This window comes from Halomonas sp. KHS3, assembly GCF_000830495.1.
GTDB lineage: Bacteria > Pseudomonadota > Gammaproteobacteria > Pseudomonadales > Halomonadaceae > Vreelandella > Vreelandella titanicae.
In genome coordinates this window covers 668473-685432 of the sequence record NZ_JWHY01000002.1, presented here as the reverse complement: position 1 = coordinate 685432, position 16960 = coordinate 668473, and the positions used below count along the sequence as shown (strand labels likewise).

At 54.6% G+C, this 16960-nt stretch carries 16 protein-coding genes; 9 read left to right on the top strand and 7 right to left on the bottom strand.

The genetic code is table 11. From position 1 onward, the window contains the following. Nucleotides 1-24: 24 nt before the first annotated feature. Entirely contained in the window at nt 25-708 is a 684-nt protein-coding gene (locus tag RO22_RS05255) for a gamma-glutamyl-gamma-aminobutyrate hydrolase family protein (RefSeq protein WP_035538585.1), read from the top strand. Here the strand turns inward: RO22_RS05255 and tpx are convergent. Beyond that, nucleotides 705-1205, bottom strand: a complete 501-nt coding sequence (gene tpx, locus RO22_RS05250; protein WP_022520654.1) for a thiol peroxidase — start codon at nt 1203-1205, stop codon at nt 705-707. The genes RO22_RS05255 and tpx overlap by 4 nt on opposite strands. Nucleotides 1206-1341: 136 nt before the next feature. On the opposite strand from tpx, the gene RO22_RS05245 reads away from it, so the two are divergent. Next, nucleotides 1342-2058: a glutamine amidotransferase gene (locus tag RO22_RS05245; RefSeq protein WP_027959895.1), complete on the top strand. Its 717-nt coding sequence runs from the start codon at nt 1342-1344 to the stop codon at nt 2056-2058. A gap of 24 nt (nt 2059-2082) precedes the next feature. On the opposite strand, the gene nfi is transcribed toward RO22_RS05245, so the two are convergent. The 3 genes from nfi to RO22_RS24065 form a co-directional block, all read right to left on the bottom strand. Continuing rightward, entirely contained in the window at nt 2083-2769 is a 687-nt protein-coding gene (nfi, locus tag RO22_RS05240; RefSeq protein ID WP_027959896.1) for a deoxyribonuclease V, read from the bottom strand. Nucleotides 2770-2904: 135 nt separating this feature from the next. After that, nucleotides 2905-4620, bottom strand: a complete 1716-nt coding sequence (locus tag RO22_RS05235) for a DEAD/DEAH box helicase (RefSeq protein WP_027959897.1) — start codon at nt 4618-4620, stop codon at nt 2905-2907. Nucleotides 4621-4711: 91 nt separating this feature from the next. After that, on the bottom strand, nt 4712-4900 hold the full coding sequence (locus tag RO22_RS24065; protein ID WP_039859330.1) for a hypothetical protein: 189 nt from the start codon (nt 4898-4900) through the stop codon (nt 4712-4714). Nucleotides 4901-5153: 253 nt separating this feature from the next. On the opposite strand from RO22_RS24065, the gene RO22_RS05230 reads away from it, so the two are divergent. Beyond that, nucleotides 5154-5351, top strand: a complete 198-nt coding sequence (locus RO22_RS05230; protein WP_027959898.1) for a CsbD family protein — start codon at nt 5154-5156, stop codon at nt 5349-5351. Nucleotides 5352-5508: 157 nt separating this feature from the next. Beyond that, nucleotides 5509-5997, top strand: a complete 489-nt coding sequence (locus RO22_RS05225; protein WP_027959899.1) for a PRC-barrel domain-containing protein — start codon at nt 5509-5511, stop codon at nt 5995-5997. 123 nt (nt 5998-6120) lie between these two features. Here RO22_RS05225 and RO22_RS05220 read toward each other — a convergent pair whose 3' ends face one another. Both RO22_RS05220 and RO22_RS05215 read right to left on the bottom strand, forming a co-directional pair. Then, the gene (locus tag RO22_RS05220; RefSeq protein ID WP_027959900.1) at nt 6121-7113 is read right to left on the bottom strand and encodes a glutathione S-transferase family protein; all 993 of its coding nucleotides are present in this window, start codon (nt 7111-7113) and stop codon (nt 6121-6123) included. Nucleotides 7114-7202: 89 nt separating this feature from the next. Continuing rightward, entirely contained in the window at nt 7203-8126 is a 924-nt protein-coding gene (locus RO22_RS05215) for a LysR family transcriptional regulator (RefSeq protein ID WP_027959901.1), read from the bottom strand. A 386-nt stretch (nt 8127-8512) separates the two neighbouring features. On the opposite strand from RO22_RS05215, the gene RO22_RS05210 reads away from it, so the two are divergent. Next, nucleotides 8513-10210: a peptidoglycan DD-metalloendopeptidase family protein gene (locus RO22_RS05210; RefSeq protein WP_022520662.1), complete on the top strand. Its 1698-nt coding sequence runs from the start codon at nt 8513-8515 to the stop codon at nt 10208-10210. A gap of 85 nt (nt 10211-10295) precedes the next feature. Here the strand turns inward: RO22_RS05210 and RO22_RS05205 are convergent, their stop codons facing one another. Continuing rightward, nucleotides 10296-11930, bottom strand: a complete 1635-nt coding sequence (locus RO22_RS05205; RefSeq protein WP_027959902.1) for a murein L,D-transpeptidase — start codon at nt 11928-11930, stop codon at nt 10296-10298. A 105-nt stretch (nt 11931-12035) separates the two neighbouring features. Between RO22_RS05205 and RO22_RS05200 the strand changes: the two genes are divergently transcribed. The 4 genes from RO22_RS05200 (at nt 12036) to RO22_RS05185 (ending at nt 16871) form a co-directional block, all read left to right on the top strand. Further along, complete coding sequence (locus RO22_RS05200; RefSeq protein ID WP_027959903.1) at nt 12036-12758, top strand: murein L,D-transpeptidase catalytic domain family protein; 723 nt, start codon at nt 12036-12038, stop codon at nt 12756-12758. Between the two features lie 170 nt (nt 12759-12928). Next, nucleotides 12929-14053 (top strand): CZB domain-containing protein, encoded by a 1125-nt coding sequence (locus RO22_RS05195; RefSeq protein WP_035538589.1) that lies wholly within the window; start codon nt 12929-12931, stop codon nt 14051-14053. Between the two features lie 103 nt (nt 14054-14156). Beyond that, a complete protein-coding gene (locus RO22_RS05190; protein WP_009287178.1) occupies nt 14157-15176 on the top strand; it encodes a patatin-like phospholipase family protein in 1020 nt (339 codons plus the stop codon). Between the two features lie 342 nt (nt 15177-15518). Then, entirely contained in the window at nt 15519-16871 is a 1353-nt protein-coding gene (locus tag RO22_RS05185; protein WP_009287177.1) for a NarK family nitrate/nitrite MFS transporter, read from the top strand. Nucleotides 16872-16960 lie beyond the last annotated feature (89 nt).

Here is a 16960-nt window from a genome sequence, read left to right as displayed (position 1 = left end):
CTGTCACAGTGAGTAACTATCCACATGACTCGGCCGCTTATCGGAATTACTACCTCTGACCAAAAAAGCCACTTAGCGTGGTGGTTTGATTGGTTCGCCGTCTGGCGGCATGGCGGCAAACCATTGCGGTTATCGCCTTCACGCCCGCAGCCGGAAAGCCTGGACGGCTTGATCATTGGTGGCGGCGACGATATTCAGGCCCACCTCTACGGCGGAGAAGTACAATTAGATGTTCGTTTAGACCCTGCAAGGGATGAACTGGAGCTAGCCCTGCTTGAACGTTTTATTCCGCTGCATACACCGGTGCTGGGTATTTGCCGAGGGGCACAATTAATCAACGTGCATCTTGGTGGCACACTGGATCCTGATATCTACACCACCCACGAAGGGCTAAAACGACGACGCACCGTTCTGCCGCGCAAAACCGTTGATATCGTGGGGGCAAGTAAGTTGCACCGCCTGCTAGGGGTTACCTGGTGTCGGGTTAACAGCCTGCATCATCAAGCCGTCTACCAGGCAGGCAGAGGAATTGAAATCGTTGCACGCGACCGGGATGGCTTGGTGCAGGGCATTGAGTCACCGGAGCACGACTTTTTGATTGGCGTGCAGTGGCACCCGGAGTGGCTGATTTTCAATCGCCCCCAGCAGCGCTTGATTCGCGCGCTGGTGAGGGCGTCAGAGCGGCATGCTACACGGCATACGAGCTAGCTCAGCACCGCCAAGGCAGCATCATAATCAGGCTCGTTCTTCAACTCGCTCACCAGCTCGCTGTGCAGCACTCGGTTATCGGTATCCAGTACGACGACTGCACGGGCGCAAAGGCCTTCCATGGAGTTGTTGCACAGTGCTACGCCCCAGGCTTCGCGAAACTCGGGGTGGCGGAAAGTAGACAGCGTTTCGACGTTATCCAATCCTTCCGCGCCACAAAAGCGTTTGGCTGCAAAGGGTAAATCCGCTGAGACGACCAATACCACGGTGTCGGCAAGGTTAGACGCCAGCTCGTTAAAGTGACGCGTGGACATGGCACAAGTGGGCGTATCCACACTGGGGATGATATTGAGCACTTTACGCTTTCCTGCGTACGTATCGAGCGTAACGTCTTGCAGATCGGTGTTGGTCAGCGTCATCGCCGGTGCCGCCTGCCCTTTTGCTGGCAATGTGCCAGCCACATCCAGTGGTTCGCCTGCGCGGGTAACCTGTTGCATTATTGTCTCCTTATGATGTTCATAATTAATGCGTTCTTACCATTTAAGCAGCCATGGTAGGCTATCTTCACGCCTTTGCGCTCTTCCTGAAAGGCCTTTGTTCAATGTTTGCGTTTCATCATACTGAGGGAGTGATATGGCCTGTGTATTGATCGTTAAAACCGGCGACGCTTTTCCGGAAGTCGTCGACCAGCACGGTGATTTTGAAACGCTATTTATAAAGCAGCTTAGCACCGCGCTGTCCGCGCATTTAGAACTACAGGTGTGGGATGCAACCCGCCAACCCAGTGCTCCTGAACTTAATACACTCGCGGGTATTGTGATTACAGGTTCGCACAGTATGGTCAGCGAGGCCGAACCCTGGAGCGAAGCACTGAAGCCGTGGCTGAAGGAGGCGCTGGCAAACGACATTCCCATGCTAGGCGTTTGCTATGGCCACCAGTTAATGGCCGCCGCTTTTGGTGGCGTGAGTGACTACCATCCGGCAGGCCGCGAATCCGGCACACGCACCGTGCGGCTCACTCAAGCAGGCCAACAAGACCCCCTGTTTAGCCAACTACCGGAGAGCTTTGCTGCCCACCTGACCCATGCCCAGTCGGTGATGCAGGCGCCCCAAGGTTGCACGGTGCTGGCCCATAACAGCCACGACGCCCACCAGGCGCTGCGCTACGGCCCGCGCCAGTGGAGCGTGCAGTTTCACCCGGAATTTACGGCACCGGTGATGCGCGCCTACCTTGAACGCCAACGCGCCGCCCTACGCGACCAAGGCGAAGAGCCCGACACCCTGCTGGCGAACATTACTGACTGCCAAGAGGCCTCCAGCCTACTGCGACGTTTTTTGGCGTTTGTATAGCCCTTAGCCATTGGCAATCAATGGCTACTTGCGCTGATCACGCCGTGAGGCCAGCCGATCCGCCAGACGCGTTGGCTCAGGTAGCTTGGTACGCCCTAAGCAGCGCAACACCCAGGTCAGTGAGGTTTCAAGAGTGATACGGTGCCCGGGCGACACATACACGGGTTTGACCTTGGTGCGGGAACGCAAAACGGCACCAATGGTCTCTTGCCCCGCGTAGAGCGGCACCCAGTCGCCGCGCTGCTCGCCCACCTCGGCGTGTTGGCCATATAGGCGTGACTTGGCAATACCGATGGTAGGTAGATCGAGCCATAGCCCTAGGTGAGCCGCCACGCCTAACCGGCGTGGGTGTGCAATCCCCTGGCCGTCGACCATCACCAGCTCAGGCATCACGCTGAGTTTTTCAAACGCGCCTAGCGCGGCAGGGATTTCTCGAAACGAAAGCAAGCCGGGGATGTACGGCATGCGGGTGGGCTCGCGATGAACTACCTGTTCCACCACGCTTAAATCGGGTGCGGTGGCAGGATCCCATTTCAATACCACCACCGCTGCCCGAGTGATTTCGCCGCCCTCTTCGAACCCAATATCCACCCCGGCGATATGCGTTATCGGCGCTAGGCGATCAGTAAGTTCCAATCGCCTCGCCAACTGCAACTGCAGCGCCATCGCTTCCTTGGGTGCCAGATTCCATTCGTGTAGTGGTGCGGACATGGTTTCCTCCTTGAAACGGTTAATGGTGAATAAGGTAGCAAAAAAACGCCCTCGCACCAGTAACGGTACGAGGGCGTCGAGATCTTCTCAGTTGCCGCTTGGCGGCAGCTGATTAATCCTTACAGTGGTGAAGACTTAGGCGCGTTCGCGACGACGAACCGGCGCATCGCCTTCGTCACGACGACGGCGGGGAGCGCGCTCAGCCGGTGCGCTGTCTTCGCTGATTTCCAACGGACGACCGGCCACACGGGCACGGGCCATCTTGGTCAGAATCGTCGAGGGCAAGCCGCTCGGCAGTTCGACCACAGAGAAAGCGTTGCGAATATCGATACGACCGATACGCGCGCCTTCAATGCCGCCTTCATTGGCGAGGGCACCGACTAGTTGGCCAGGCTTGACGCCATCTTTATGACCAACCGATACGCGGTAGCGCGTCATACCTTCAGTTGGCGCACCAGTGCGTTCGCGGCGTGCACCCGGCTTACCGCCAGACGCTCCATCACGCGAGGGCTTCTCTTTGCGCGGCGCCTGCAGGCGACCGATCGGCGCTTCGTCAGCACGCGCCATAGCGGCAAACGCACAAGTCAGCTCGACCGGGTCATGGCCTTCTTCGATCAGACGCTCAATCAGCGCACGCTGCTCTTCGGCGCCCTTCGTTAAGGAGGCGATAACACGCTGATAGAAGACGTCATCGCGATGGGCACGAATAGCGGCTTCATCAGGTAGCGGCATTTCGGTCATTTTCTGACCGGTTGCCTGCTCCATCCAGCCCACTTTGCGGCCTTCACGGAAGCCAGCAAAGGTAATCGCGATACCGCTACGGCCCGCACGACCGGTACGGCCAATACGGTGCGTATAAGCCTCTGCATCTTGAGGCAGATCGTAGTTGATAACGTGAGTGATACGCGACACGTCAAGACCACGGGCAGCTACATCGGTAGCGATCAGTACGTCGACTTTGCCACGCTTCAAGCGCGTAATAGTACGCTCACGCAGGCTCTGATCGAGATCACCCGACAAGCCTGCGGCGTTAACGCCACGTGCAGTCAGTTGCTCAACCAGCGTGGTACACGCAGCACGGGTACGCACAAAGACGATGGCCCCATCGACCGGCTCGACTTCAAGAATACGCGAAAGAGCTTCAAGCTTAGCGCCACCATCAACACGCACAATGCGCTGTTCGATGTTTTCGCCGGTCGTGGTGCCCGACTCAATCGCGACTTTCACTGGGTTAACCAAGTAACGGTTAACGATGCGTTCGATTTCAGTGGGCAGTGTCGCTGAGAAGAACACACGCTGAGCATCTTTCGGGGTATCGGCAACCACGCGTTTTACGTCGTCGATAAAGCCCATGCGCAACATTTCATCAGCTTCGTCCAGCACTAGGGCGGAGAGGCCATCAAGCTTCAGGCTACCGCGGTCCAGGTGGTCGATAATCCGGCCGGGGGTACCGACAACCACTTGCGCGCCACGCTTAAGGGCGCCCAGCTGTTCACGGTACTCTTGGCCACCACATAGGGTCGCAACTTCGAGACCTTTCAGGTTTTGGCCATATTTACTAAACGAGGCAGCTACTTGCTGAGCCAATTCGCGGGTTGGCGCCATAACCAACACTTGGGGCTCACGGCGAGTCAGCTCTAAACGTGACAGTAACGGTAATGCAAACGCTGCGGTTTTGCCGGTACCCGTCTGGGCCTGGCCCAGCATATCGCGGCCTTCAAGCAACGCAGGAATAGTTTGTGCCTGAATCGGCGAGGGAACGAGGTAGCCCTGTGATTCAACAGCAGACAGAACGGCAGGCAAAAGAGCCAGATCGCCGAAGCTCGGCGAGGCGACAGAAGTCGAGGTCATTAATCACACCTTGGTAGGCCGGCAAGTACCGGCAAAAAACATCATAAGCGTCTCTGACTCAGTCATCGCACAACGACATGAAGAATGGTCATTATCGATAACAGGCACCGCCGTAGCGGTCAAAGCCATCAGTGGAGTCGGAGACGCCGGTCGCACCTAGCATCCGGTTGGCAAACAACGCATTAGCGGGCCAACCGTTGTGGCGACCTTCTGCGCCGATTTCACCCGTTTGGTGAAATACTGGAGGCGCGCCATCTACACAGCAATGAACATCTAGCAATTGGCGAGATGTTCCCGCAAGCGACACTACAAATAACTATTAACATCTACCCATTAATAACTATGCAGTTAAACGCTTACCGTCGTGATGGAGGGGTCAACACATGCGAGGAGCGCGCATCCTACCATTGCATTTGGCGTCTGACCAGTACTTTTAACTTACACCACATTGAAACAAGGACTTGCGCTCATGCACATATGGTCTAACCTGAAAAAGTGCCTAATCAAGTTCACTATTCTCAAGGAGCGATGCAATGAACTGGGATCAAATTGAAGGCAAATGGAAAGAGATGAAGGGTAAGGCACGCTCAAGCTGGGGCGAGCTCACCGACGATGAGTTGGATCAGATCGGTGGTAAAAAGGATCAATTGGTAGGCAAGCTTCAGCAGAAGTACGGCCTAGAGCGCGAAGAAGCAGAGCGTCAAGCCGATGACTGGGCTGATAAGCAGTAATAGCATTATAAGCCCCCCCTTTAATTACACCATTTCCGTTTTGGTAGGTCGGTTTTTTTTAGCAACACTATGTGTTGGTGGTTCTAGTTACGTTATCCCCCAATACACCTACAAGCACACCGATCTATTATCTATCGTAGCCACATGGAGAGATGCTATGCGTAAGACAATCCTCACAACCCTTATCGGTACCGCCCTTATGGGCAGCGTTGCCATGAATGCTCACGCGCAGGATGAGCCCCAGGGCATGTATTCTGCCGACGACATTCTTGATGCAGAGGTCTATTTTGCCGGCGGTTCCGGTGAAGAGATTGGTGACGTCGATGACATCCTGTTTGATGAAGAGATGCGCATTACCGCGATTGTGATCGAAAGCGGTTCAGTACTGGGCCTCGGCGGCCGCGAGATCGTTGTTGATACCGACTACTTCACCCTCGAAACCGAAACGGACGCCGATGGTGATACAGAACATCGCATTATGGTCGAAGCCAGCCAGGAAGAAGTCGAAGCCTTCCCGGCTTACAATAACGAGTGGTGGGAGCAGACTAAAGCCAACGCTCGCGATGCCTGGCAAACTACCCAAGAGGGCGCTGAAAGCGCTTGGCAGCGTACCCGTGAAGCGTTAGATATCGATGATAATGGCTAACGCTTCCCCATTGTTTTTAATAGCAACGTTTTTAATAGCAACGAAACGCTAGCAGTAGAATCTCAGCATTAGAAAAAGGGCTGCCCAACTGGGCGGCCCTTTTTGCTAGTTAGCGATACGCATCTATTTACGCCGCACGCCCTGCCCCGGTAAACGCTCCCGGTCGTGAGACCGTTCAAGGTCGAGTAGTGGCCCAGCAGGTACGATTCGCGTTGGGTTAATCATGTCGTGACTATAATAGTAGTGGCGTTTGATGTGATCCATATTGACGGTCTCCGCCACTCCCGGCCACTGATAGATTTCCCTCACGTAATTGGAAAGATTGGGATAATCTTCAATGCGCTTAAAATTGCATTTGAAGTGGCCATAGTAAACCGCGTCAAACCGGATCAGCGTGGTAAAGAGACGAATATCCGCCTCGGTTAACCACTCCCCCGCCAAGTAACGATGCTCGGCCAAGCGTGCTTCCATACGCTCTAGACCGTCAAACAACGCCTTCACGTGCTTCTCATAAACCGCCTGTTCGGTGGCAAAGCCTGATTTATAAACGCCGTTATTGATGTGGTCGTAAACATCGGCGTTTACGTCATCAATGACACCGCGCAGATCTTCTGGGTAAAAATCCAGGTCGTTGCCGGTCAATTCATCGAACGCACGGTTAAAAATACGTAGCAAGTCTGCAGACTCATTATTAACGATGGCGCTGCGCTGTTTGTCCCATAGCACGGGCACGGTGACACGCCCGGTATAGTGGGGGTCGGTCATGGTATACAGCTGGTGATGGTAGTCGACGCCGTTAACGGGGTCGACACTGGCACCTTCGTCCTGACGGTACGTCCAGCCTTGGTCGAGCATCAAGGGGCTAACATGGGACGTGCCGATCAACGGCTCTAGCCCTTTCAACTTACGCATAATCAGCGTGCGATGCGCCCAGGGGCAGGCTAGCGAGACATATAAATGATAACGCTCTTTTTCCGCTGGGTAGCAGTCACCGTCAGTCTCCGGATGGCTGCCCACCCAGTCGCGAAGCTGAGCGGACTCACGAACAAATTCGCCGCCGTGTTTTTTAGTGTCATACCACTGGTCTTGCCACTTGCCATTTACCAGTAATCCCATTGGGCGTCTCCTGAAAGTCATTAGAGGTGCTAACAATTACGTTCTTTTCTTCAGCATACGCCCGCTTCAGGAACGCTCAAGCGGATGTTTTACGGCCTTTCATTCGAGTCAGTCGAATCATTCAGCGCGCATTCGCTCACCACGGCCTGTTTCAGTGCGGCGGCCATCGCATGAGCCGCTGGCCCTGCCCGGTCTCGGTCGCGAAAAATCATCTGAATCGGCACTTCACGAATACCGCCCGCGGGTAGTGGCAGCGGCTTTAATTGCCCGCTGTTTAACTCCTCCGCAATTCGTGTTTCCGGCATCCAGGCAAACCCCAAGCCACGCCTTAGCATATCCAGTGAGGTATTGAGGTGGCTGACGGTCCAACGCTGCTCGGCTTTCAACCAGCCAGCATTGGTTGATTGGCGCAGCGCTGAATCACGCACCACCAACTGCCGATACTGGGCTAGATCGCGTAGATCCAACGAGCGGCCCAATTGATGTAGCGCATGCTGGGGATGCGCCACGGCAACAAAGCGCACCGTGACCAACGGCTCGCCCAAGAAGCCCTGCGCCTCAATGCCGGAGACTACCAAGTCTGCGCGGCCATCATAGAGCATCTCAATGCCGCCATTGAGAACACTCTCGTGCAACTGAACGCGCACCTGCGGGTACGTTTCAGAGAATCGCTCTAGCGCTTTAGCTTGAGCAGCAGCGGGAAACACCTGATCGATTGCCACTACCACTTCCGCTTCTAAACCAGCGGCTAGCCGGGTGGCGACATCTTCAAGTGACGCTGCGCTCTCTATTAATTGACGCGCGCGCCGAAGCAGCAGCTCGCCCGCTTCGGTTAACCGTACTTGTCGGCCAATAGGCTCCAGCACCTGCACGCCTAGCTGCTCTTCTAATTTATGAACGGCATGGTTCAGCGTGGAGGGGCTTTTATGTACCGCCTCTGCCGCACGCGCAAATCCACCGTGGTCAACCACGGCGGCCAACATTTGCCATTGTGAAAGTGTTACCCGGGACATTTCGATTTCCTCAACGCAATACAGCGAAACAATGCGCTTAATGTTCGAAAAAACATGGCTAGAATGCCAGGAAACAGCTAACACTTCCGCCCATGCTTACAAAATGCTTGAGATTAACTGCTGGACGCAGGTAAAAGAGCACGTTATTTCTATCCAGCGGGAAAATATTTGACACAGATTATTTAGTTAGCACGCTTCACTGGTTACATTTGTTAGCAAACGCTGTTTATAAATAGTAATCTCTGTCTGTTAGTGCTATTTTTGTATTTAATTACGCTTTATGTATAGATATACAGTCTATGCACCCCTGCCTTCATGGGGTATGGTTTCCGGGTTTATTCGCTTAATAGTTACTTTTAATCACGAACTCGGCGGTCCATTTACCCATGTTGCGAATCCTCCATTCGCTGCCCCGTACGCACAAATTATTACTGTTACCCGTGGCCACAATGGTCACCGTGCTGGGCACACAAAAGTTATTGACGACATACCAAGATTTAACTCAACTAAACACACCGCTTGAAAGCGTGCTAGTACCGCTCCCAAGCGACTCTACTCCGGGTGTCCCTTCCCTGCATCAAGAACGCACCCCGGTAGCAGATGCGATCGATCGCGCCTCGCGCGCCCTCGACGCGACCCGCGAAAATATCCCCCTCAGTGAACTCACCGCAACCGAGATCGTTGATCTTGACGTCATTGCCAGCGCAGAGGCCGACATGGCGAACCAGCCGGCTTTGGGCGGCGACGTCACGGTACCGAATACCGCAGCACTGGAAAGCGGTGGTCTCGATGACGGTGCGCTGCATATGGCAATTGTGCTAGGCACATTGGCTAGCGGCATGCTGGATAATAATGTAGACAACAGCTCTTCCGTCGAAATTGCCGACGCTACCTCTTATGAGGATTATGGCGTTGAGCTATTCGATGATATCTCCTTTCTGGATTTAGAGCTGGCAGCTGAAGAGCCCTTTGTACCTGAGTGGGAAACCCACATTGTTGAATCCGGCGAAACTTTTGCCGTACTGGCACAAAACGAATTAGGCCTAGGCTATAGCGAAGTGATGGCTCTGCTGGAGGATTTACCTGACCCGCGCATGCTAACCAATTGGCGCGCCGGGCACAGCTTTGATTATCAGCTGGATGAAGATGGGCGTTTATTGTCGCTACGCATGATGAAAAACACCCGTGACGGCATACTGCTGGAGAAGGACGCAGACCACTTCGCCATCACCACGATTGAACGCCAAGGAGAACCTGTTCAGCGCCTCTATGCCGGTAGCGTCAGCGGTAGCTTTGCGCGCTCCGCCCAGGCGACAGGTTTGAACAGCGGCTCGGTAACAGAACTGACGAAACTACTCGAAAAGAAACTCGATTTTCGGCGTGACAGCCGCCGCGGCGATCGTTTCCAGGTACTGGTCGAGTCAGACATGATCGATGGTGAAACTTTAGATTCCCGTGTATTGGCTGTTCATTACAACGGCGAACGCATGGACTTAACCGTTGTGCGTAATGCCAGCGACGATAACTTCTATACACCTGAGGGTGGTAGCCTGGATCCTGCCTTTGCGCGCCACCCGTTTGAAGGCAACTACCGTTTAAGCTCCAGCTTCAATCCGCGCCGTAAGCATCCAGTAACCGGCCGCACTAGCCCGCATAACGGTACCGATTTTGCTATGCCGATTGGCACGCCGGTAACGGCTCCCGCTAACGGTGTTGTGGAACGAGTGAGCAACCATCGCGCCGCAGGACGCTATGTCGTCATCCGTCATGACAATGGCTACCGGACGCGCTACCTGCACCTCTCCCGGCCGCTGGTGAAGCAAGGTGAACGTGTAACAATGGGCGAGCGTATCGCGCTATCAGGCAATACAGGCCGCAGCACCGGCCCTCACCTGCACTACGAAGTCATCGTCAACAACTCACCGGTCAATGCGATGACGGTTCCCCTACCCGAAAACACCAGCTTGAGCGGCGATACGCTTATTGCGTTCCAGAATCAGGCAGCACCCATATTGGCGGCGCTGGAAAGCGGCGAAACAGGCCCGGTTAGCGTGGCTAATTATCGGCAGGAGAGCGACGACTAGCGACCGCTATATAGCTACCGTGTACTCAAACGCAAAACACCGCCACTGGGCGGTGTTTTGCGTTGGCTTACGTATTTTCAACTGTCTAGACTGACCGCTGCAGCGCGGCCAGTAGCGTTGCATCCCGGCGGTAGATATCAGGTCTAAACTCCACCTCGCCTTCGGCATTTGGCCACGCGGTCAAATAATGCAGCGCAATGGGAATACGCTGAGATAAGCTCACATTGCGATCACTCCCTCCTTTTAACAGCGTACTCATTTGATAACGACTGCCGGTGTCTTGCAGCAGCATTTGCGCCAGCTCAGTCACACCTTCAACCCGAATACAGCCTGAACTAAGTGCACGCTGATCACGCCGGAACAATCCACGCGCGGGGGTATCGTGCAAATAGATCATTTCATCGTTGGGAAACCGTACCACGACGCGACCTAGCGGGTTACCTGTACCCGCTACCTGACGCAACATAACGCCGCCAGGACGCTGCCAGTCGATCTCCTCCGCAGCAAGCGGTTCGCCCATGGGGCTAATCACCTGGATGTTTTTACGCGCCAAGTAGTCGATATCGGCACGCACCTGGGGCAACACATCCTCGCGCATGATCGTCGGCGGGATTGTCCAGGAAGGATTAATGGTTAAATGGCTGATCGTAGAGTGGATAATCGGCGTCTCGCGCCGCGGGGTTCCTACCACCACACGAGCGTCCCAGTGCTGGCCGTTAGGGCGCACGTAGTGCATCCGGTAGCCTGCAATATCAACCCATACTCGTGGCTCAGCAGATTGCATCGGACGGATCCACCGCGCGCGCTCTAAATTGACCCGCAGTTGGTCGATTCGCGACGCCACTGAGGTGTTCAACGCCAAGCGAGTTTGTTCGCCCACTACACCATCTTCCTGCAGCAAATGACGGCGCTGGAAACGCCTCACCGCGGCTTCCAGCGGTGCATCAAAGGCACGCCGATTCGACCCGGCTTGTACACCGATTAATGGATAGGCGCTGCTATCCGCCACCTGTAACTCAGCCTCTCCCCATAGTGCCAGGCGCTGGCGCAGCACGCTCACATCGTCGGCTTCATCGCCTGGCCGCAACGACTCTTCCCGCGCAGCCAAGTAGGGCACGCTGCCCAGGTTAGCCAGCTGATAATGCTGCTTCAAGGCATCGCGCAGTTGCTGATATTCAGCAGACGAGGGCCGAGCCAGCGCGATCGCGTTATCAAGCGAGCGGTCATCGACGGCATGCACCACACGCAGCAGTGAGTAGCGACGTTCAGGGCGCGGCGCATCCCACTGGGGTTCGACATCGCGCGGGTTCACCTTACCGCGCTCTAAATGATCCAGCGCCAGCAGCAACGCTCGAGTTGCTTTAATATCAAACGACGCCTGAGCGGCTTGACTGCTTGCCTGACTGCGCTGGAACTCATCAATCAGTGTATCAGCGTGGTAATCCTCGGGTGTTAGACCATCGGTTTCCAAGCTATTCAACGCAGCCACCAGTGACTCAACCGCCACGGCTGCCTGCCAGGCGGGCTGCCCATCGCGCAGTTGATAAAACTCAGCAACGGGTAGCCGCTGCACCTCCACCGCGCTTAATTGCTGGGCTAACGCCTGTTGTAACGGCGCTGAATCCGCATTCGCATAGCTAATGCCTAAAGGGCTGTGGGTAAGCGTGAGACAAAGAGCGACCCCTATCGCCCATTGTCTTAGTGGCTGTATCTCGTTCATCGCCCTCTCCTTGCGTTACTATAGTCTTCCACATCGCCGACCCTGTTTTTTATATTAGTCGGCTAATCTTTATAATGACTTATATTGCTCGTAGGATCGACTTTTATGGCTCTTCGTTTAAATGTTGCCACGTTATTATTTTCTCTCCCTTTTACATTATTTACATTACCGCTCCACGCTGCCAGTTTCTTCGCCCAAGTTGATTCAACGCCACCTCGCGGCATACTGCCTTTACACCATCAGTTGCTGCAGCTCGCCCCCCAGGCCTCGCCCGATGCGCTGCGTTTAGCCGCCCAAGCGCTTAACTGCGCCGAGCCTAATGCCGAGCGCTTGGCAGTGATCGATTACTCGCTGCCATCTACCGAGCCGCGCTTGTGGGTATTTGATTTGCGCCAGCATAAGCTACTCTTCGAAGAGCTGGTCTCCCACGGCCAGGGGTCTGGCGACGCCCAAGCAGAGACGTTTTCCAATACCCCCGATAGCCATCAATCCAGCATTGGCCTATTTCGCACTATGAACAGCTACTATGGGCGCAACGGCTATTCACTGCGCCTGGAGGGTCTGGAACCCAACGTCAATGACTTGGCGTTTGAGCGCGCTATTGTGATCCACGGCGCGGACTATGTAAGCGACGCCTTTATCACCCAAACGGGGCGGCTCGGTCGCAGCCATGGCTGCCCGGCGGTACGCGAAGACGTCACTTACCCGCTGATCGACAGTCTAAAAGAGGATCAGTATGTGTTCGCTTATTATCCCGATGCCGAGTGGCTGGCCACCTCCGCGTTTTTAGGCTGCACGGCCACCGCCGCACAGCTAGCCCGGCGCTAATGTTACCCAGAATCTTAATGAGGGGAACGTTAACAACCTCAGCCTTACAGGCAATCAGTAGCTGAATTTTATCATTTTCGGCCGCTAAATCAGGCGCACAGGGGAACCCTCTGCAATACTTTGTGACAAATTAACACAAAATATTGCTATCTGCCGTAGGTGTCTCTGCCATGTTCACCTTTATGCACCCGTACCAAAAAATTCGCCGCCTGGAACAGGAAGTTGCCGAGTTACGCACTCAGCTTGACGCTGCTACCCCCTCCCCCAGTTGCCGATTATTGAGCCTGATGAAACCGGCACAATCCATCGGCATGCTGCAGGCGAGAGGCGCGGATATGCTGGCTTCTCTCAATAGTGGCATACAGGAGTACGCGGATCAGCTTGCCGGCGAGCGGGCCACCCTAACGGAAACGGTTAATTTAATTGCCACCGCTGAACAGGCGGTCAGTAGCCTTGACCAACGTTGCCACGACACTGAACGTACCGAAGCGTTACCCCCATTAGTGTTAGCTAAAACTCTGCACGCCTTAAGCCAGCTACAGGTCGCTCTCGCCCGTAGTGCAGGCCACGCCCAGGCGTTAGCGGTAAGTACGGCCCTTGAAACGGCCCATAGCCAAGGTCTGCTTGGCAGCACCGATGCCGCTAGCCAGCAATCTCCAGGATTGGCAGCCATTGCAGACGATGTCCACCGCTTAGCGTTGACTATGCACAGCTTGAGCCATCAGCTCAGCCTACTGATGGAGCAAATTAATAGCCAGGTAAGAGAACACTCGCAGGCCGTAGTGAAAAAATGTCTGGCCGACGAGGAGATTACCCATTCCGCGCAAGCAGCCAAGCAGGCAGTGCATCAGCTTGCTGACCAAGCTCAGCATATGCACAAGGTGATTCATCACAATGCCACCGCTGCGTTTTTACACTCCGCGAAGCTTGATCATGCGGTGTGGAAGTGTCGGCTTTATAAGCAGCTCCTCTCTGCCAACACAGACACTCCCCTAGAAGACCATCACCAATGCCGTTTAGGGCGCTGGCATCAACATGGAGAAGGTCACCAACGTTACGCCCGCACTGAGGCCTATCGAGCGCTGGCGGCACCCCATCGCCGTATGCATGACAGTGGCGCGGAAGCACTTAAGTTTGCCCGCCTGGGCGACCGCAATGGTCAACTGGCCGCCTTGGGAGTCATGGAAGAAGCCAGCCAGCAGCTCGCCCTGCAGTTGGACAACCTCATGGAGCACGCCATGTATGAGGCGCCCTATTCAACCAATCATCACTCACCGCTTGCGGGCGCACCTTAAATAGCCGTTGTACGCTAAATAGCCTTTCGTCTTATCTAGCCGCCTATGCCATGCTGGTTGCAATAAAACCACTTTCCTCACCAGCAGCAATGGGAAAAAGCATATGGCACAGGTCAAAAAGCTAGATCTCGCGTTACAAGGCGGTGGCGCCCACGGGGCTTATACCTGGGGTGTCATTGATCGCCTACTGGCAGATGACCGCATTGAGATTGAGGGCATCAGCGGCACCAGCGCCGGGGCAATGAATGGCGTGGTAATGGCCGATGCGCTCACAAGAGGCGATAAAGAGACCGCTCGGCAAGCACTGCACGACTTTTGGCAAGCGGTGAGTCGCGCGGGTATGGCCAGCCCCATCCGCCGCTCTCCCTTGGACATATTGACCGGCAACTGGAGCCTGGATCACTCGCCCGGTTTTATTGCGATGGACCTATTAAGCCGTGTGGCCTCCCCCTACCAACTCAACCCACTCAATATAAATCCGCTGCGCGATATCGTGGCCGAACATATTGATTTCGAGCGGGTTAGGCAATGCCAACAGCTTAAGCTGTTTGTCGCGGCCACTAACGTACGCACGGGTAAACAGCGGGTGTTCCGCCGTGAAGAGATGAGCGTTGACGCGGTGATGGCCTCCGCTTGCTTGCCCTTTATATTCCAAGCAGTGGAGATCGACGGCGAAGCGTATTGGGATGGTGGCTACATGGGTAACCCCGCCCTGTTTCCTCTCATGGAGGAGTGCAGCGCACGGGATATTCTGCTGATACAAATCAACCCAATCAGCCGTAACGAAGTCCCCACCTCGGCATCGGCCATTATGAATCGCCTCAACGAGATCACCTTTAACTCAGCACTGATTAAAGAGATCCGTATGATTGCGCTGCTTAAGCATACCCTCGATGAGCAAGGCATTGAAAACTGCTACCAGCAGGCGTTGTTCCACCGCATTAGCGGCGAGCAGGCACTTGAGGGCCTCTCTGTCTCCAGCAAATCCAATTCTGAGTGGCCTTTTCTATGCCATCTTTTCGAGCAGGGACAAGCTGCCGCTGAACGTTGGTTAAGCGAACACTTTGAAGCGATTGGTAGCCACTCCACACTGGATATTGATGCCGTCTATTTACATGAATAATGGCTGCACGTTCAGTCCGCCCATTGCACCCTTCTAGCACCAAGATGCCGCAAAATCGGCGTTGCATGCCCAATCATGCAGCATAGACTTGATCACTCATCTCTAACACGCACAACAAAAATAAATTAAGATATTGATTTTTAGCAATAAATATTCAACTGGCAAACTACCTGCATAACTCCTACCAGTGGTGGTAGGCGTGGACCAGGCCCAGTCGGGTACGAGTGCGTCGAACCTGACCTTCAACGGTGAAGGCATGTTCTCGTCAATTGTTTGCGTAACGCGCTAACTTGTTTGCGTTGCGTAGCGACTAACTCGTTTTATGCCCCGTGAGGCCATCCCATGGACATACGCAACAAAGCCAACCGCATTCGGCTGCTTAACTTCTCGACTCCTCAGATGCGCGCTTTCCACTTTTCATGGTTCGCGTTTCATATCTGTTTCTTCGGCTGGTTCGGCATCGCCCCTCTTATGGCGATTGTTCGAGAAGACCTTTCACTGACTCAAACACAAATCGGCAATACGATTATCGCTTCGGTAGCGATTACGGTAATTGTGCGCCTTGCAATTGGCGTACTGTGTGACCGCATCGGCCCGCGTAAAACCTATACCGGGCTACTGATATTAGGCGCTATTCCGGTGATGGGCATTGGCTTGGCCGATAGCTTTGAAACCTTTCTATTGGCGCGCTTAGCCATTGGGGCCATTGGTGCCTCCTTCGTGATTACCCAGTACCACACCTCGATGATGTTCGCCCCCAATGTGGTCGGCACTGCCAACGCTACTAGCGCAGGTTGGGGAAACCTGGGTGGTGGCACCACGCAGATACTGATGCCACTAATCTTCTCGGGCATGCTGATGCTGGGCGTTAACGAAGCCTTTGGCTGGCGTTTAGCGATGATGGTGCCTGGTGTAGTGATGTTCTTTACCGGCATTGGCTACTGGTTCTTTACCCAGGATGCCCCCAACGGCAACTTCAGCGACCTGCGCGCACGCGGCGAATTGCCTGAAGCTTCAGGAGAAAATGGTGCCGCGCAAAGCTTTCTAGCCGCCGCCAAGGATATTCGTGTTTGGGCGCTGTTCGTTGTCTATGGCCTCTGCTTTGGCGTGGAACTGACGATCAACAATATTGCCGCCATCTACTTCTTTGATAAGTTTGATCTTACCCTGGCCACCGCGGGTCTGATTGCCGGTCTGTTTGGTTTAATGAATATTTTTGCGCGTACTTTAGGCGGCGTCTTCTCGGATCTTTTCGCTAAGCAAGGGGGCTTGAAAGGACGCGTTCGCTGGCTGTTTATTGCCTTGGTTTGCGAAGGTATTGCGTTGGTAGCGTTTTCGCAGATGCACGTATTAAGCCTAGCGATAGGTATCATGCTGGTGTTCAGCCTGTTTGTGCAGATGGCGGAAGGCGCTACTTTTGGCGTGGTGCCGTTTATCAACAAAAAGGCGCTGGGTGCCGTGGCGGGCATAGTCGGCGCTGGCGGTAATGTGGGCGCGGTAGGCGCTGCCTTTCTGTTCCGCAGCGAAAGCCTGACCTATCAGCAAGGTCTGTTCTATTTAGGCCTCACTGTACTGATCCTGGCTTCATGTGTGTTGGTGGTACGCTTTAGCGATGCTACCGAAGCAGAAGAGGCCAAAGCGTATAGCGACGCAGTAGGTGATGATGTAGGCGCGGGCGCTCTGTCGTTACGCTAAGCGCTTTCCAGTACACTCATACTTCCATAACGTTCCTGTTCACTCCCATACGCTTCGGCATGGTATGGGAGAATAACGGTATGGGAGTG

Bases quoted from the DNA above. Each gene is read 5' to 3' on its own strand.
- RO22_RS05205 (WP_027959902.1), bottom strand. From the start codon at position 11,930: ATGAACGAGATACAGCCACTAAGACAATGGGCGATAGGGGTCGCTCTT.
- RO22_RS05200 (WP_027959903.1), top strand. From the start codon at position 12,036: ATGGCTCTTCGTTTAAATGTTGCCACGTTATTATTTTCTCTCCCTTTT.
- RO22_RS05230 (WP_027959898.1), top strand. From the start codon at position 5,154: ATGAACTGGGATCAAATTGAAGGCAAATGGAAAGAGATGAAGGGTAAG.
- RO22_RS05185 (WP_009287177.1), top strand. From the start codon at position 15,519: ATGGACATACGCAACAAAGCCAACCGCATTCGGCTGCTTAACTTCTCG.
- RO22_RS05215 (WP_027959901.1), bottom strand. From the start codon at position 8,126: ATGTCCCGGGTAACACTTTCACAATGGCAAATGTTGGCCGCCGTGGTT.
- RO22_RS05245 (WP_027959895.1), top strand. From the start codon at position 1,342: ATGGCCTGTGTATTGATCGTTAAAACCGGCGACGCTTTTCCGGAAGTC.
- RO22_RS05190 (WP_009287178.1), top strand. From the start codon at position 14,157: ATGGCACAGGTCAAAAAGCTAGATCTCGCGTTACAAGGCGGTGGCGCC.
- RO22_RS05235 (WP_027959897.1), bottom strand. From the start codon at position 4,620: ATGACCTCGACTTCTGTCGCCTCGCCGAGCTTCGGCGATCTGGCTCTT.
- nfi (WP_027959896.1), bottom strand. From the start codon at position 2,769: ATGTCCGCACCACTACACGAATGGAATCTGGCACCCAAGGAAGCGATG.
- tpx (WP_022520654.1), bottom strand. From the start codon at position 1,205: ATGCAACAGGTTACCCGCGCAGGCGAACCACTGGATGTGGCTGGCACA.
- RO22_RS05210 (WP_022520662.1), top strand. From the start codon at position 8,513: ATGTTGCGAATCCTCCATTCGCTGCCCCGTACGCACAAATTATTACTG.
- RO22_RS05225 (WP_027959899.1), top strand. From the start codon at position 5,509: ATGCGTAAGACAATCCTCACAACCCTTATCGGTACCGCCCTTATGGGC.
- RO22_RS05255 (WP_035538585.1), top strand. From the start codon at position 25: ATGACTCGGCCGCTTATCGGAATTACTACCTCTGACCAAAAAAGCCAC.
- RO22_RS05220 (WP_027959900.1), bottom strand. From the start codon at position 7,113: ATGGGATTACTGGTAAATGGCAAGTGGCAAGACCAGTGGTATGACACT.
- RO22_RS05195 (WP_035538589.1), top strand. From the start codon at position 12,929: ATGTTCACCTTTATGCACCCGTACCAAAAAATTCGCCGCCTGGAACAG.